Here is a 15,848-nt window from a genome sequence, read left to right as displayed (position 1 = left end):
CGTGCTCTCCTCAAAAGAGCACGGCTTCTATTAATGTTGATTAAGCGTTAGGTTCAACCATGTTTTCTGGTTTAATCCATTCGTCAAATTGTTCTTCAGTTAAATAACCTGAATCAATTGCAGATTGTTTTAAAGTAATACCTTTTTTGTGTGCATTTTTTGCAATTGAAGCTGCTTTTTCATAACCAATATGTGGATTTAATGCTGTAACAAGCATTAATGAACGATTTAAATATTGATCGATATTTTCTTCAATCGGTTCGATGCCTTGAGCACAATTTTCGTCAAATGTTCTCATACCATCTGCTAAAAGATAAATTGATTGTAATGTATCATTCATAATAACAGGTTTGAATACATTCAACTCAAAGTTACCTTGAGATGCTGCAATACCTACAACTGTATCATTACCCATTACTTGAACTGCCACCATTGTTAACATTTCACACTGTGTAGGGTTTACTTTACCTGGCATGATAGATGAACCTGGTTCGTTTTCTGGAATACTGATTTCAGCAAGTCCAGCACGAGGACCAGAAGCTAACCAACGTACATCATTTGCAATTTTCATTAAGTCAGCAGCTAATGCTTTTAATGAACCATGTAATTGTACGACTTCATCATGTGCAGTTAATGCATGGAATTTATTTTCTGACGATACAAAAGGATAACCTGTATTTTCTCTAATTTTTTCAGCAACACGGTCACCAAATTCAGGATGTGCATTGATACCTGTACCTACAGCAGTACCGCCAATTGCTAAGTTTAATAAATGCGCTTTAGATTCTTTTAATAATTCATCACATTTATCTAACATATAACGCCAACCACTGATTTCTTGACCTAGACGAATCGGTGTTGCATCTTGTAAATGCGTACGACCGATTTTAATAATATCGTGGAAATCTTTTTCTTTTTTCTCGAAAGTATCACGAAGTTGTTTTAATGCTGGTTCAAGATTTGATTCAATTTCATGGTATAAAGCAATATGCATAGCAGTTGGGAAAGTATCATTTGAACTTTGAGATTTATTCACATCATCATTCGGGTGAACTGTTTCTTCACTACCGTGCTTTTTCAAATAGTCATTTGCTACATAGCTGACCACTTCGTTTACGTTCATATTACTTTGTGTACCGCTTCCTGTTTGCCATACAACTAGCGGGAAGTGTTCATCTAGTTCCCCTTTGATAACACGGTCGCAAGCAAATACAATTGCCTCTTTTTTAGCTTCGCTTAATTTACCTAAATCATAGTTTGCCAAAGCCGCTGCACGTTTTAATTGTGCAAACCCATAAACCACTTCAATCGGCATACGTTCTTTTCCAACTGGGAAATTACGTTTGCTTCGTTCTGTTTGAGCACCCCAAAATTTATCGCCGGGTACTTCGATTTCTCCAAAAGTATCATGTTCAATTCTTACTGACATTTGACTTTTCTCCCCTTTATGAGTGATATTTAATTTCAGTATAGCATTAAATTATTTATATTAAAATCTCTATAACGTTAACGCTTTCATTTATGGTTCAAAATTCTCTGAAAATGGCATTATGTAACAAAAAAACTGAGCAGAAACTTTTACGTCTCTCACTCAGCAGTTTTTCAGTCTACTATTTTGTTATTACCAAAATGCAGTTTAACTGCTTGTATAACAGCAATAGCAGAAAGAATATATAATATGATGCTTATGACTAATGTTACTGGACTGATTGCTATGAGAGTGCCTAAAATACCAGTTAACCCAGCATAAAAATCACTTATTCCTTTCATTAAGATAAAAGTAACTGCTATACAGCACACAACGCTGATAATTACACCTTTTTGATTACTTTTTATAAACATTTGAGGATCTCTTTCATTGATAAGACCCTTAGATAAGTTCATTTGTAATTTAACTACACGGAATAAAACTGGTAAATAGAGTGCGCCTAATGCAATAGGAAAACCCTTAATTGATAAAAAACCAACTATCACTGTCAATATCATTAATAGTTTCCAATGTTTATGTAAATTCTGCATTACTTTAATTTATCCTTTCTATAAATAATCACTTCTTAAAATATATATGAATTACGCAATAAAAACAAACAAAAATCCGACAAGTAATTGGTTAAGAAACACCAAGTACTTTGTCGGAAAATCACCACTTTATAATTATAATGTTTTATGCAAAGCGTTCAGTAAAATACTGGCGTACATCTTCAGGCAAACCTTCTGCTGCAGCTTCATCTAAAAGAACGTTAACCATACGGTGTGCTTTTAAGTCTGAAGGAACATAACTAGAGTTGCCATTTTCTTCATATAATTTTTTAACAAGTTCTGCTTTTTCAGCACCTGTAATTACAAGGACAATTTCTCTCGCTGGCATAAGTCCAGTTTTAACAGACACATCTAATTCACCTTTGCTATTAATTGATAAAACTTGCATTGTGAATTTTGCTTTGTTTTCTTTAGATTTGATATTTTCTTCAATCTTTTCAACTGGATTATCATTATAAGATAATTCATAAATTTGAGTTGCAGGAACACCTAGAGTTTCATAATATGACTTGTTATCATCATAATCAAAAATGTTAATTTGACTAAAATCCACTGGGTGTCTTAAAACGTTTTGTTTTAAATCTTCAAGTACAGGTGCATTATCATCTGCTAAATGTACACCCATAATTGTTGTAGGATTATTATTGAATTGTTTTCTAATTATATCTGCAGCATAGCGTGCAGTTGTATCTGCTGATGGAAATACTTTAAAGTTCATTGCCATAAATGTACACTCCTCTAATTGTTCTCAGTTAGTATATTGTTTCAATGTATACTTTCAATATAAAGATTAGGAATCATAGAAATTCCTTCTTACTGAAATGGGATTATAATATCCCATATATTTAAGTATACCCATTGATATTTGTAATACCCTGCAGAATTTATATATAAACCCTCAGAATAATTTCGATGTTCATCTTAATTATACCGATATCATTATTTAATTTCACTAATATCGCGTTAATTCTTAATGCATACCTGGATAATTTTGCTGTCTTAAAGCTTCATAAACTAAAATGGCTGCTGTATTTGATAAATTCAATGAACGAATGTGATCGTTCATGGGAATTCTTAAAGCCGTATCATGATATTTTTCTTTTACCCAATCTGGCAAACCTGTTGTTTCACGTCCAAAAACAAAATAATGGTCCTCTTCTGGATTTGAATAATCAAAATCCGTAAAAGTAGTAGAACCGAATTTAGTGATTAAATAATAATGTCCATCTGTTTGGTCAAAAAACTGTTCGATATTTTCATAATAAGTAATATTAACATGCTCCCAATAATCAAGACCTGCACGTTTTAACATTTTATCATCTGTACTGAATCCTAAAGGTTTAATAAGATGTAAATGTGTATTTGTACCTGCACAAGTTCTTGCTATATTTCCTGTATTAGCAGGAATTTCTGGTTGAAATAATACGACATGATTTGTCATTTTAACTTAATTCCTCTTTTCTAATCCTTTTACCATTTCCTCTTGAACTTCATCAAGCTCATCTGCTAAATGCTGTTCAATAAAGTCTCGCTCAGTTTCCCCTGCAATTTGTCCAATTGCCCAATATGCAGTACCACGTATCATAGGCCGGGGATCATTAATTGCTACTTCTTTTAATTCTGGTATAGCTGTTTCTTCTTTAAAATGCGCTAAGGCAATAATTGCATTACGTTGAATCGGCTTTTTGCCTCTCCAAGCGCCTGCTAAATGGCCATACGTATTTTTAAACTCTTTATTACTCATTTGCAATAAAGGTATGAGTCTCGGCTTTAAAATCTCAGGTTCTAAAACAATATCATCGTGTTCTGTATTGATACCGCGGTTTCTAGGGCATACTTGTTGGCAAGTATCACATCCATAAAGCCTATTACCAATTTTAGAACGATATTCATCTGGAAGATAACCTTTTGTCTGTGTTAAAAAACTGATACATTTTTGACTATTTAATTGACCATCTCCGACTAGTGCGCCTGTCGGACATCGATCCACACAAATTGTACAATCACCGCAACTGTCTAAAAGCGGATCATCAGGTTCAAAAGGAATGCTGACTAGCATTTCTCCTAAATATGTCCACGTACCTAAGTCAGGATTAATTACAAAACCATTTCTTCCTGTATAACCCAATCCTGCTCTTTCTGCAACTGCTCTGTCTGATAAAACGCCTGTATCAACCATTGACATCATTTCAACATCAGGAACTCGCGTTTTTATATATTCAGCCAGTTTATCCAATCGTTTTCGCATAATAGTGTGATAGTCTTGTCCCCATGATGCTCTTGCAAACATGCCTCTGCGATCTCCTCTGACACTGCGCGGAGCACCTTTTAATTTATTGGGATAACCTACGGCAATTGCAATTATTGATCGTACTGTGGGCATTGATAACTTGGGATTTACACGTAAATCAATATCAGATTCTTCAAATCCTGATGCATAACCTTTGGCATGATAATCTACTAATTTTTGCTTTAATTCATCAAATGGGTCTGCTGTTGTAAATCCTATGCTGTCAATTCCAATTTGATAGGCATATTCAATAATATCTTTTTTTAATTGTTTATAATCCAACATAGTGCCTCCATTTAAATCGTCCATTTTGTATTTTAACACAACAGTCTAAGAAAAGCTTTATCAATATTTAATTAAGCACACGTTGTAAGAATTGTTTTGTTCTTTCATTTTTTGGGTTTTCAAATATTTCTGTTGGAGTTCCATATTCTGCTACAACACCGTCCGCCATAAATATAACTTTATCGCTTACGTCACGTGCGAAGTTCATTTCATGTGTTACAACCACCATTGTCATACCTTCTTTTGCCAATTTTTTCATAACATGCAATACATCACCTACTACTTCAGGATCAAGCGCTGATGTAGGTTCATCAAATAACAGTACATCCGGGTGCATTGCTAAAGCACGTGCAATTGCTACCCTTTGTTTTTGACCGCCAGAAAGTTGTGAAGGATAGCTGTCACCTTTATCTTCTAAGCCAACTTTTTTCAGTAATTCTTCTGCTTCTGATTTTAATGATGCAGTATCATTCTTTTTTAATAATTGCGGTGCTAACATGATGTTTTCTTTTACAGTTTTGTGAGGGAAAAGATTAAAGTTTTGAAAAACCATTCCCATTTTTTGACGTAAATGATTCAAACTTATATTTTTATTTAAAATATTATCTCCTTCAAAAATAATTTCCCCACTATCAGGCTGTTCTAATAAGTTTATGCATCTTAGTAAAGTACTTTTCCCTCCGCCTGATGGTCCAATTATTGCGACTACTTCTCCATTTTCTACATTTAAATTGATATTTTTCAACACGTCATTTGTTCCAAAACTCTTTTTAAGTTGTTTTATATTAATCACTGACTTTCATTCTCCCTTCAAAGAAATACATCACTCTTGATAAGACAAATGTCAAAATGAAGTATAAAATTGCTGCAACTAATAAAGGTGTAAATGGATCAAAAGATGCACCCTGAACTACTTGCGCATTAAACATAATTTCACTGACACCAATTACAGATACAATTGATGACTCTTTAATAACAGTGACAAATTCATTACCTAATGCCGGCAAAATATTCTTGATTGCCTGAGGTAAAATAATTGTTTTCATCGTTTGGCCATAACCCAGCCCTAAACTTCTGGCTGCTTCAGTTTGTCCCTTATCCACCGCATTGATACCTGCTCTAATAATCTCAGCAATATAGGCTGCACAGTTAATAACCATGGCAATCATCCCGCATATCATTGCTGATATATCCAATCCTAATGCTGCAGTTGTACCAAAGAATACTAAAAATACTTGAACAAGCAATGGTGTACCTCTAATAAATTCAATATAAACAGTTGCTAACCATTTTAACGGTTTAAATGAACTTAATTTCATCAATGCAAGGATTGCTCCAAACACTGCTCCTAATACAACGCCTATAATTGATATTAAAATTGTATTTTTAATACCTGTTATAAAAAATGAACTGTATTTTGTAAAGAAGCTACCGTCATCTTCCATGGCTTGTGCTGCTGATTCTTTATATTTAGTTATTAATCCTTTATCTTTGATATCTTTAATTGAAGTATTTAATTTATCTAAAAAAATAGGTGATTCTTTAGGTAAAGCGATGCAAGTGTCTTTATCAGGCTCTGAAAATTTTACTTTTGCAAATCCTAGTTCAGGATTTTGTTGTAAATACGCTTCAGCGACAGGTCCTTCAATAATGGCGCCATCTGTTTTTCCGCTTTTTAAAGCCATAATTACTTCTGGCAAACGTGTCATTGATTGAATATCTGCATTTTCGATTTCATTTTTTGCAAGCTCTTCTTGTGTTGTTTGCTTTTGAGCACCTATACGTTTATTTGCAAAGTCCTTTAAAGATTTGTACTTATCGATATTTGTCTTTTTTACGACCATAGTCTGTCCAGATTTTAAATATGAATCAGAAAAGTCTACTTCTTTTTTACGCTCTGGTGTGGGCGTCATTCCTGAAATAATCATATCTATTTTCCCAGTCTTTAAAGCACCTAACAAACTATCAAAGTTCATATTCACAATTTCTAATTTTAATCCATTATCTTTTGCAATTTTTTTAGCAATATCTATATCTATTCCTACATATTCACGTTTGCCATTTTTATGGCTTTCAAATTCTAATGGTGCATAATCAGCTGACAATCCTACCTTCAATACTCCTCTCTTTTTAATTTCCTCCCATGTTTTATCTTGTACAGCTGCGTTTACTTTTGATCCTAAACTTCCGAAAACTAAAGCAAATGATAAAAGCAAACAAGTTACGGTTACCAATGTTTTAAATAATTTATTACTTATCATATTTACACCCCTCCTGGTTACAGAATTATTATACATATAAACGTATTAATATGCAATAATAATTTTTAAATTTTCTGAAATTTAGTAGTATTAAGATATTCACATAAAAAAGCCCATCTGCAAAAACAGATGGGCAACTTCGTAACTAATCTTTAGGCAATTCAAATTTATAAATATCATCATTATAGCCAGGAATAACTTTTTTACATAATTGATGAACTAAGAAACCTAATACAAACGGTATTATAAAGTAGCCAAAAGCCAATAAAATGATATTCGTAGTTGGATCTCCTTGCATACGAGAAAATGCATTAATAGGACCTACTAAGCCTGTATAACCAAAACCTGCTGACATAGGTGTTCCCTGTACTTTTAATACGTATGCAATAATTCCAGTAATCAGTCCATTTAATATCAAAGGTATAGCAATAATTAAATGTTTGAAATAAACTGGAATCATCATTTTCGCTGCACCGATGATGAGGATAAGATTAACTCCTAATTTATTAACACGCAGTGAACCCCATAAGAAAGTAATACAAGAAGCCACGATACCTAAATTCGCTGCCCCACTTCCTAAGCCGGTTAAACCGATAGCTGTAGCAATTGCCACTAATGAAATCGGTGTAACCATTAATAGTGAATATGTTATAGAAATCAAAATACTCATTAATAAAGGATTCAATTCCGTAAATGAATTAATTAAACTTCCAATTGCTTTCGTTATATGTGAAATATAAGGTAAAGTTATCAAACCTATAAAACCTGAAACAACGGGTATAATCACAGGAAGTAAAATCATTTCAAGAGAACCTAGTCTACCTGATAATATCAAGAATAATAAACACGCAATAATGACTACAACAATAATATTAATAATGTCGCCGATACCCTTTAAGGCAATTCCTTGCTTGCTAATTACAACAGCACCCGACCCGATCATTGCTGAAGTTCCGATCATAGTAGCTCCAGCACCATTAAATTTGAACTGATGAGCTGCTAAAACTCCGATAATAAATGCCATAAATGATTGTATAACGATAACAATTTGATAAATAACTTCTAAGTATTGATTTCCATCTTTAAAAAATTTTAAAAGCTCACCTAGCAATGCATTAGGCAATAAAGCAATGACTACTCCTGCACCTACAGCATTCAAAATATTACTGAAAAATACTTTTGATTTAGCCATGAGTAATTAATATTTCCTCCGTTCTTAAACTATGTATAATATTCTATAACAAACTAACACGTGCTACAATGTAAATTTTCAATATCTATAATTAGTCATAAAAAAAGCAGAAACGCTATACAAGATAACGTTTCTGCTTTTCGAACAATACGTTGTATTATTCTTTCAGTACCGGCGGTCGGGGTCGAACCGACACTCCATTGACTGGAACGGGATTTTGAGTCCCGCGCGTCTGCCAATTCCGCCACGCCGGCATAATATGGAGCGGAAGATAGGATTTACACCTATACCTCGTTCCGGGAAGGAACGTGTTCTAAGAGTTGAACTACTCCCGCAAATTTCATGGAGCGGAAGATAGGATTTGCACCTATACCTCATTCCGGGAAGGAATGAATTCTGAAAGTTGAAATACTCCCGCATAATTTATGGAGCGGAAAATAGGATTTACACCTATACCTCGTTCCGGGAAGGAACGTGTTCTAAGAGTTGAACTACTCCCGCAAATTTCATGGAGGCGGCAACCGGATTTGAACCGGTGAATAAAGGTTTTGCAGACCTTGGCCTTACCACTTGGCTATGCCGCCAAAGTAACTGGGCTAACTGGATTCGAACCAGTGAGTGACGGAGTCAAAGTCCGTTGCCTTACCGCTTGGCTATAGCCCATTAATATTAAAGGGCGACTGATGGGAATCGAACCCACGAATGTCGGAACCACAATCCGATGTGTTAACCACTTCACCACAGTCGCCATGGCAGGGGCAGTAGGAATCGAACCCACATCAAAGGTTTTGGAGACCTCTATTCTACCGTTGAACTATGCCCCTATTTAATTAATAAAAGATGGTGGAGGGGGGCAGATTCGAACTGCCGAACCCGAAGGAGCGGATTTACAGTCCGCCGCGTTTAGCCACTTCGCTACCCCTCCAGAGATGGTGCCGGCCAGAGGACTTGAACCCCCAACCTACTGATTACAAGTCAGTTGCTCTACCAGTTGAGCTAGGCCGGCTTAAAATGGTGGTTCAGGACAGAGTCGAACTGCCGACACATGGAGCTTCAATCCATTGCTCTACCAACTGAGCTACTGAACCACTACTATTAAATTATAATGGCGGTCTCGACGGGAATCGAACCCGCGATCTCCTGCGTGACAGGCAGGCGTGTTAACCGCTACACTACGAGACCAAACATAATAAAATTGCGGGAGGCGGATTTGAACCACCGACCTTCGGGTTATGAGCCCGACGAGCTACCGAACTGCTCCATCCCGCGGTAATAAAATTATAATGGCGGAGGAAGAGGGATTCGAACCCCCGCGAGCCGTTAAGCCCCTGTCGGTTTTCAAGACCGATCCCTTCAGCCAGACTTGGGTATTCCTCCAAAAAATTATATGGACCTTGCAGGACTCGAACCTGCGACCGAACGGTTATGAGCCGTTAGCTCTAACCAACTGAGCTAAAGGTCCAATATATAATTCTACAACTAATAATGAGTGGCGGTGGAGGGGATCGAACCCCCGACCTCACGGGTATGAACCGTACGCTCTAGCCAGCTGAGCTACACCGCCATTGTAAAGTTATGTTGTAAATAATAAATATGGTGGAGACTAGCGGGATCGAACCGCTGACCTCCTGCGTGCAAAGCAGGCGCTCTCCCATCTGAGCTAAGCCCCCATATTAATCTAAGGTTATCGGGAAGACAGGATTCGAACCTACGACCCCTTGGTCCCAAACCAAGTGCTCTACCAAGCTGAGCTACTTCCCGTAGAAATAAAGCGCGCCCGATAGGAGTCGAACCCATAACCTCTTGATCCGTAGTCAAACGCTCTATCCAGTTGAGCTACGGGCGCATTATTTAATTGGTGCCGAGGACCGGAATCGAACCGGTACGATAATCACTTATCGCAGGATTTTAAGTCCTGTGCGTCTGCCAGTTCCGCCACCCCGGCAAAAATAATGGAGCAGAAGACGGGATTCGAACCCGCGACCCCGACCTTGGCAAGGTCGTATTCTACCGCTGAACTACTTCTGCAAATGCGGGTGAAGGGAGTCGAACCCCCACGCCTTGCGGCGCTAGATCCTAAGTCTAGTGCGTCTGCCAATTCCGCCACACCCGCTATTCAAATGGTGAGCCATAGAGGATTCGAACCTCTGACCCTCTGATTAAAAGTCAGATGCTCTACCAACTGAGCTAATGGCTCTGAGATGGTGCCGGCCAGAGGACTTGAACCCCCAACCTACTGATTACAAGTCAGTTGCTCTACCAGTTGAGCTAGGCCGGCTATTTAAAATGGTGGAGAATGACGGGTTCGAACCGCCGACCCTCTGCTTGTAAGGCAGATGCTCTCCCAGCTGAGCTAATTCTCCATTTTTATTATTGCCTGGCAACGTCCTACTCTTGCGGAACGTAAGTCCGACTACCATCGGCGCTAAAGAGCTTAACTACTGTGTTCGGCATGGGAACAGGTGTGACCTCTTTGCCATTGTCACCAGACAATAGAATGATTATACATTCAAAACTAGATAGTAAGTAATTATCAATTCAACCAATCAAAACTTGAAATTGGATTAAGTCTTCGATCGATTAGTATTCGTCAGCTCCACATATCGCTATGCTTCCACCCCGAACCTATTAACCTCATCATCTTTGAGGGATCTTATAACCGAAGTTGGGAAGTCTCATCTTGAGGGGGGCTTCATGCTTAGATGCTTTCAGCACTTATCCCGTCCATACATAGCTACCCAGCTATGCCGTTGGCACGACAACTGGTACACCAGAGGTATGTCCATCCCGGTCCTCTCGTACTAAGGACAGCTCCTCTCAAACTTCCTGCGCCCACGACGGATAGGGACCGAACTGTCTCACGACGTTCTGAACCCAGCTCGCGTACCGCTTTAATGGGCGAACAGCCCAACCCTTGGGACCGACTACAGCCCCAGGATGCGATGAGCCGACATCGAGGTGCCAAACCTCCCCGTCGATGTGAACTCTTGGGGGAGATAAGCCTGTTATCCCCGGGGTAGCTTTTATCCGTTGAGCGATGGCCCTTCCATGCGGAACCACCGGATCACTAAGTCCGTCTTTCGACCCTGCTCGACTTGTAAGTCTCGCAGTCAAGCTCCCTTATGCCTTTACACTCTATGAATGATTTCCAACCATTCTGAGGGAACCTTTGAGCGCCTCCGTTACACTTTAGGAGGCGACCGCCCCAGTCAAACTGCCCGCCTGACACTGTCTCCCGCCATGATAAATGGCGCGGGTTAGAAATCCAACACAGCTAGGGTAGTATCCCACCAACGCCTCCACGTAAGCTGGCGCTCACGTTTCTAAGGCTCCTACCTATCCTGTACAAGCTGTGCCGAATTTCAATATCAGGCTACAGTAAAGCTCCACGGGGTCTTTCCGTCCTGTCGCGGGTAACCTGCATCTTCACAGGTACTATGATTTCACCGAGTCTCTCGTTGAGACAGTGCCCAAATCGTTACGCCTTTCGTGCGGGTCGGAACTTACCCGACAAGGAATTTCGCTACCTTAGGACCGTTATAGTTACGGCCGCCGTTTACTGGGGCTTCGATTCGTAGCTTCGCAGAAGCTAACCACTCCTCTTAACCTTCCAGCACCGGGCAGGCGTCAGCCCCTATACATCACCTTACGGTTTAGCAGAGACCTGTGTTTTTGATAAACAGTCGCTTGGGCCTATTCACTGCGGCTCTTCAGAGCGTGAACCCTAAAGAGCACCCCTTCTCCCGAAGTTACGGGGTCATTTTGCCGAGTTCCTTAACGAGAGTTCTCTCGCTCACCTTAGAATTCTCATCTTGACTACCTGTGTCGGTTTGCGGTACGGGCGCCAAATCACTAGCTAGAGGCTTTTCTCGACAGTGTGAAATCAACGACTCGAGGAAAACATGTTTCCTCTCCCCATCACAGCTTGACCTTGAGAATAGCGGATTTGCCTACTATTCAGTCTCACTGCTTGGACGTGCACTCCAACAGCACGCTTCGCCTATCCTACTGTGTCCCCCCATCGCTTAAAACGATCCTTGGCGGTACAGGAATATCAACCTGTTATCCATCGCCTACGCCTGTCGGCCTCGGCTTAGGACCCGACTAACCCAGAGCGGACGAGCCTTCCTCTGGAAACCTTAGTCAATCGGTGGATGGGATTCTCACCCATCTTTCGCTACTCACACCGGCATTCTCACTTCTAAGCGCTCCACATGTCCTTGCGATCATGCTTCGACGCCCTTAGAACGCTCTCCTACCACTGTCCGAAGGACAGTCCACAGCTTCGGTAATATGTTTAGCCCCGGTACATTTTCGGCGCAGTGTCACTCGACTAGTGAGCTATTACGCACTCTTTAAATGATGGCTGCTTCTAAGCCAACATCCTAGTTGTCTGGGCAATATCACATCCTTTGCCACTTAACATATATTTTGGGACCTTAGCTGGTGGTCTGGGCTGTTTCCCTTTCGAACATGGACCTTATCACCCACGTTCTGACTCCCAAGTTAAATTGATTGGCATTCGGAGTTTGTCTGAATTCGGTAACCCGAGAAGGGCCCCTCGTCCAAACAGTGCTCTACCTCCAACAATCATCACTTGAGGCTAGCCCTAAAGCTATTTCGGAGAGAACCAGCTATCTCCAAGTTCGATTGGAATTTCTCCGCTACCCTCAGTTCATCCGCTCACTTTTCAACGTAAGTCGGTTCGGTCCTCCATTCAGTGTTACCTGAACTTCAACCTGACCAAGGGTAGATCACCTGGTTTCGGGTCTACGACCAAATACTCAACGCCCTATTCAGACTCGCTTTCGCTGCGGCTCCGCATTCGCTGCTTAACCTTGCATCAGATCGTAACTCGCCGGTTCATTCTACAAAAGGCACGCCATCACCCATTAACGGGCTCTGACTACTTGTAAGCACACGGTTTCAAGTTCTCTTTCACTCCCCTTCCGGGGTACTTTTCACCTTTCCCTCACGGTACTGGTTCACTATCGGTCACTAGAGAGTATTTAGCCTTGGGAGATGGTCCTCCCGGATTCCGACGGAATTCCACGTGCTCCGTCGTACTCAGGATCCACTCAGGAGAGAATCGATTTTCGACTACAGGACTTTTACCTTCTCTGGTCCAACTTTCCAGTACGGTTTGTCTAATCGATTCTTTTGTAACTCCATATAGAGTGTCCTACAACCCCAATGAGCAAGCTCATTGGTTTGGGCTCTTCCCGTTTCGCTCGCCACTACTCAGGGAATCGAGTTTTCTTTCTCTTCCTGCGGGTACTAAGATGTTTCAGTTCTCCGCGTCTGCCTTCAGACATGCTATGTATTCACATGTCGATAACACAACATAACTTGTGCTGGGTTCCCCCATTCGGAAATCTCTGGATCAACGCTTACTTACAGCTACCCAAAGCATATCGTCGTTAGTAACGTCCTTCATCAGCTTCTAGTGCCAAGGCATCCACCGTGCGCCCTTAATAACTTAATCACGTTATTAATTATGTGAGTAATCTTCTTTGCCATCGGCAAATCGATTACTAGCGATTCATTTAAATGAATAAAGCTTTTAAAACTCTAATTCACTCGGTTTTGCTTGGTAAAATCTATTTATTACTTACTTATCTAGTTTTCAATGTACAATTTAAATCTTATATGGTGGAGACTAGCGGGATCGAACCGCTGACCTCCTGCGTGCAAAGCAGGCGCTCTCCCATCTGAGCTAAGCCCCCATACATGTATTAAATTTAAATGGTGGGCCTAAGTGGACTCGAACCACCGACCTCACGCTTATCAGGCGTGCGCTCTAACCAGCTGAGCTATAGGCCCATCTAAAATGAATGAATAAACATTCAAAACTGAATACAATATGCCACGTTAATCCGTCAGTTTCTGTTGAAACTGTTCCGTATATCTCCTTAGAAAGGAGGTGATCCAGCCGCACCTTCCGATACGGCTACCTTGTTACGACTTCACCCCAATCATTCGTCCCACCTTCGACGGCTAGCTCCTAAAAGGTTACTCCACCGGCTTCGGGTGTTACGAACTCTCGTGGTGTGACGGGCGGTGTGTACAAGACCCGGGAACGTATTCACCGTAGCATGCTGATCTACGATTACTAGCGATTCCAGCTTCATGTAGTCGAGTTGCAGACTACAATCCGAACTGAGAACAACTTTATGGGATTTGCTTGACCTCGCGGTTTCGCTGCCCTTTGTACTGTCCATTGTAGCACGTGTGTAGCCCAAATCATAAGGGGCATGATGATTTGACGTCATCCCCACCTTCCTCCGGTTTGTCACCGGCAGTCAACTTAGAGTGCCCAACTTAATGCTGGCAACTAAGCTTAAGGGTTGCGCTCGTTGCGGGACTTAACCCAACATCTCACGACACGAGCTGACGACAACCATGCACCACCTGTCACTTTGTCCCCCGAAGGGGAAGACTCTATCTCTAGAGCGGTCAAAGGATGTCAAGATTTGGTAAGGTTCTTCGCGTTGCTTCGAATTAAACCACATGCTCCACCGCTTGTGCGGGTCCCCGTCAATTCCTTTGAGTTTCAGCCTTGCGGCCGTACTCCCCAGGCGGAGTGCTTAATGCGTTAGCTGCAGCACTAAGGGGCGGAAACCCCCTAACACTTAGCACTCATCGTTTACGGCGTGGACTACCAGGGTATCTAATCCTGTTTGATCCCCACGCTTTCGCACATCAGCGTCAGTTGCAGACCAGAAAGTCGCCTTCGCCACTGGTGTTCCTCCATATCTCTGCGCATTTCACCGCTACACATGGAATTCCACTTTCCTCTTCTGCACTCAAGTTTTCCAGTTTCCAATGACCCTCCACGGTTGAGCCGTGGGCTTTCACATCAGACTTAAAAAACCGCCTACGCGCGCTTTACGCCCAATAATTCCGGATAACGCTTGCCACCTACGTATTACCGCGGCTGCTGGCACGTAGTTAGCCGTGGCTTTCTGATTAGGTACCGTCAAGGTGCGCATAGTTACCTACGCACTTGTTCTTCCCTAATAACAGAGTTTTACGATCCGAAGACCTTCATCACTCACGCGGCGTTGCTCCGTCAGGCTTTCGCCCATTGCGGAAGATTCCCTACTGCTGCCTCCCGTAGGAGTCTGGACCGTGTCTCAGTTCCAGTGTGGCCGATCACCCTCTCAGGTCGGCTACGTATCGTTGCCTTGGTAAGCCGTTACCTTACCAACTAGCTAATACGGCGCGGGTCCATCTATAAGTGACAGCAAAACCGTCTTTCATTGCAGAACCATGCAGTTCTGCATATTATCCGGCATTAGCCCCGGTTTCCCGGAGTTATTCCAGTCTTATAGGTAGGTTACCCACGTGTTACTCACCCGTCCGCCGCTAACATCAGAGGAGCAAGCTCCTCATCTGTTCGCTCGACTTGCATGTATTAGGCACGCCGCCAGCGTTCATCCTGAGCCAGGATCAAACTCTCCATAAAAGTTATGATTTGTTTGACTAGCTCATAAAAACTAATTTGTTTTAAAACGTCCTAAGACGTTTGTTAATTTGGAATTAACGTTGACATATTGTCATTCAGTTTTCAATGTTCATTTTTTTCGCGTTACAATTAACTATTATATCACTTTGAGAAAACCAAGTCAAGAACTTTTTTAAATTATTTTTTCGTTTCAACTCGTTCGTTTTTCTCAACAATAAATATTTTATAATGTTTGCAAGCGAGAATCAATAGTAAAATTTACACTTTGTTAAAGTTTTTAATTCAACTTTTTAAATCTCAATGTTAAATTTA

Annotated in this window: 8 protein-coding genes, 27 tRNA genes and 3 rRNA genes; all 38 read right to left on the bottom strand. The window is 40.7% G+C overall.

The genetic code is table 11. The features are described 5' to 3' along the window. Positions 1 to 40: 40 nt before the first annotated feature. Complete coding sequence (gene fumC, locus DYE31_RS05370) at positions 41 to 1,429, bottom strand: class II fumarate hydratase (protein ID WP_015900671.1); 1,389 nt, start codon at positions 1,427 to 1,429, stop codon at positions 41 to 43. Between the two features lie 173 nt (positions 1,430 to 1,602). Next, the gene (locus tag DYE31_RS05365; protein ID WP_015900672.1) at positions 1,603 to 2,019 is read right to left on the bottom strand and encodes a hypothetical protein; all 417 of its coding nucleotides are present in this window, start codon (positions 2,017 to 2,019) and stop codon (positions 1,603 to 1,605) included. A gap of 145 nt (positions 2,020 to 2,164) precedes the next feature. Beyond that, positions 2,165 to 2,764, bottom strand: coding sequence for a 6-phosphogluconolactonase (locus DYE31_RS05360; protein ID WP_015900673.1), 600 nt, complete (start codon positions 2,762 to 2,764; stop codon positions 2,165 to 2,167). 246 nt (positions 2,765 to 3,010) lie between these two features. Beyond that, positions 3,011 to 3,481: a tRNA (uridine(34)/cytosine(34)/5-carboxymethylaminomethyluridine(34)-2'-O)-methyltransferase TrmL gene (gene trmL / locus DYE31_RS05355; protein WP_015900674.1), complete on the bottom strand. Its 471-nt coding sequence runs from the start codon at positions 3,479 to 3,481 to the stop codon at positions 3,011 to 3,013. A gap of 6 nt (positions 3,482 to 3,487) precedes the next feature. Continuing rightward, positions 3,488 to 4,612 (bottom strand): tRNA epoxyqueuosine(34) reductase QueG, encoded by a 1,125-nt coding sequence (gene queG / locus DYE31_RS05350; RefSeq protein WP_041612987.1) that lies wholly within the window; start codon positions 4,610 to 4,612, stop codon positions 3,488 to 3,490. Between the two features lie 70 nt (positions 4,613 to 4,682). Continuing rightward, positions 4,683 to 5,408: an amino acid ABC transporter ATP-binding protein gene (locus tag DYE31_RS05345; protein ID WP_015900676.1), complete on the bottom strand. Its 726-nt coding sequence runs from the start codon at positions 5,406 to 5,408 to the stop codon at positions 4,683 to 4,685. Next, on the bottom strand, positions 5,401 to 6,876 hold the full coding sequence (locus DYE31_RS05340) for an ABC transporter substrate-binding protein/permease (RefSeq protein WP_015900677.1): 1,476 nt from the start codon (positions 6,874 to 6,876) through the stop codon (positions 5,401 to 5,403). Before DYE31_RS05340 ends, DYE31_RS05345 begins: the two co-directional genes overlap by 8 nt. A gap of 145 nt (positions 6,877 to 7,021) precedes the next feature. Further along, the gene (locus tag DYE31_RS05335) at positions 7,022 to 8,068 is read right to left on the bottom strand and encodes a PTS transporter subunit IIC (protein ID WP_015900678.1); all 1,047 of its coding nucleotides are present in this window, start codon (positions 8,066 to 8,068) and stop codon (positions 7,022 to 7,024) included. A 169-nt stretch (positions 8,069 to 8,237) separates the two neighbouring features. Further along, positions 8,238 to 8,322: transfer RNA gene (locus tag DYE31_RS05330), tRNA-Leu, on the bottom strand. A gap of 6 nt (positions 8,323 to 8,328) precedes the next feature. After that, positions 8,329 to 8,403 (bottom strand) — tRNA-Gly (locus DYE31_RS12690). Positions 8,404 to 8,411: 8 nt separating this feature from the next. After that, positions 8,412 to 8,486: transfer RNA gene (locus DYE31_RS12685), tRNA-Gly, on the bottom strand. 8 nt (positions 8,487 to 8,494) lie between these two features. After that, a tRNA-Gly gene (locus tag DYE31_RS12680) sits at positions 8,495 to 8,569 on the bottom strand. An 8-nt stretch (positions 8,570 to 8,577) separates the two neighbouring features. Beyond that, positions 8,578 to 8,652: transfer RNA gene (locus DYE31_RS05325), tRNA-Cys, on the bottom strand. A 7-nt stretch (positions 8,653 to 8,659) separates the two neighbouring features. Beyond that, positions 8,660 to 8,731, bottom strand: a tRNA-Gln gene (locus tag DYE31_RS05320). 12 nt (positions 8,732 to 8,743) lie between these two features. Beyond that, positions 8,744 to 8,816 (bottom strand) — tRNA-His (locus DYE31_RS05315). A gap of 2 nt (positions 8,817 to 8,818) precedes the next feature. Beyond that, positions 8,819 to 8,892: transfer RNA gene (locus DYE31_RS05310), tRNA-Trp, on the bottom strand. A 17-nt stretch (positions 8,893 to 8,909) separates the two neighbouring features. Further along, positions 8,910 to 8,993: transfer RNA gene (locus DYE31_RS05305), tRNA-Tyr, on the bottom strand. A 5-nt stretch (positions 8,994 to 8,998) separates the two neighbouring features. Continuing rightward, positions 8,999 to 9,074 (bottom strand) — tRNA-Thr (locus tag DYE31_RS05300). Positions 9,075 to 9,080: 6 nt separating this feature from the next. Continuing rightward, positions 9,081 to 9,156 (bottom strand) — tRNA-Phe (locus DYE31_RS05295). Positions 9,157 to 9,174: 18 nt separating this feature from the next. Further along, positions 9,175 to 9,250 (bottom strand) — tRNA-Asp (locus DYE31_RS05290). Between the two features lie 13 nt (positions 9,251 to 9,263). Continuing rightward, a tRNA-Met gene (locus DYE31_RS05285) sits at positions 9,264 to 9,337 on the bottom strand. Between the two features lie 15 nt (positions 9,338 to 9,352). Then, positions 9,353 to 9,445 (bottom strand) — tRNA-Ser (locus DYE31_RS05280). A gap of 11 nt (positions 9,446 to 9,456) precedes the next feature. Then, a tRNA-Ile gene (locus DYE31_RS05275) sits at positions 9,457 to 9,530 on the bottom strand. A gap of 28 nt (positions 9,531 to 9,558) precedes the next feature. After that, a tRNA-Met gene (locus tag DYE31_RS05270) sits at positions 9,559 to 9,632 on the bottom strand. A 30-nt stretch (positions 9,633 to 9,662) separates the two neighbouring features. Next, a tRNA-Ala gene (locus DYE31_RS05265) sits at positions 9,663 to 9,738 on the bottom strand. Between the two features lie 17 nt (positions 9,739 to 9,755). Then, positions 9,756 to 9,829 (bottom strand) — tRNA-Pro (locus tag DYE31_RS05260). 11 nt (positions 9,830 to 9,840) lie between these two features. Next, a tRNA-Arg gene (locus DYE31_RS05255) sits at positions 9,841 to 9,914 on the bottom strand. A 10-nt stretch (positions 9,915 to 9,924) separates the two neighbouring features. Next, positions 9,925 to 10,013 (bottom strand) — tRNA-Leu (locus DYE31_RS05250). Positions 10,014 to 10,021: 8 nt separating this feature from the next. Further along, a tRNA-Gly gene (locus DYE31_RS05245) sits at positions 10,022 to 10,096 on the bottom strand. Positions 10,097 to 10,099: 3 nt separating this feature from the next. Next, positions 10,100 to 10,181 (bottom strand) — tRNA-Leu (locus tag DYE31_RS05240). Positions 10,182 to 10,189: 8 nt separating this feature from the next. Further along, positions 10,190 to 10,265, bottom strand: a tRNA-Lys gene (locus tag DYE31_RS05235). A 5-nt stretch (positions 10,266 to 10,270) separates the two neighbouring features. Next, positions 10,271 to 10,346 (bottom strand) — tRNA-Thr (locus DYE31_RS05230). Between the two features lie 9 nt (positions 10,347 to 10,355). Continuing rightward, positions 10,356 to 10,431, bottom strand: a tRNA-Val gene (locus DYE31_RS05225). Between the two features lie 12 nt (positions 10,432 to 10,443). Then, positions 10,444 to 10,558: ribosomal RNA gene (gene rrf / locus DYE31_RS05220) — 5S ribosomal RNA — on the bottom strand. Positions 10,559 to 10,628: 70 nt separating this feature from the next. Then, positions 10,629 to 13,553: ribosomal RNA gene (locus tag DYE31_RS05215) — 23S ribosomal RNA — on the bottom strand. A 165-nt stretch (positions 13,554 to 13,718) separates the two neighbouring features. Continuing rightward, a tRNA-Ala gene (locus tag DYE31_RS05210) sits at positions 13,719 to 13,794 on the bottom strand. Positions 13,795 to 13,814: 20 nt separating this feature from the next. Next, positions 13,815 to 13,891, bottom strand: a tRNA-Ile gene (locus DYE31_RS05205). A gap of 93 nt (positions 13,892 to 13,984) precedes the next feature. After that, positions 13,985 to 15,536: ribosomal RNA gene (locus DYE31_RS05200) — 16S ribosomal RNA — on the bottom strand. The 16S, 23S and 5S rRNA genes sit together here with 27 tRNA genes alongside, the layout of an rRNA operon. Positions 15,537 to 15,848: the final 312 nt, after the last annotated feature.

Origin of the sequence: Staphylococcus carnosus, from assembly GCF_900458435.1 — a bacterium.
In the GTDB taxonomy this organism is placed as follows: domain Bacteria; phylum Bacillota; class Bacilli; order Staphylococcales; family Staphylococcaceae; genus Staphylococcus; species Staphylococcus carnosus.
This window is presented reverse-complemented; position numbering and strand designations above follow the sequence as displayed.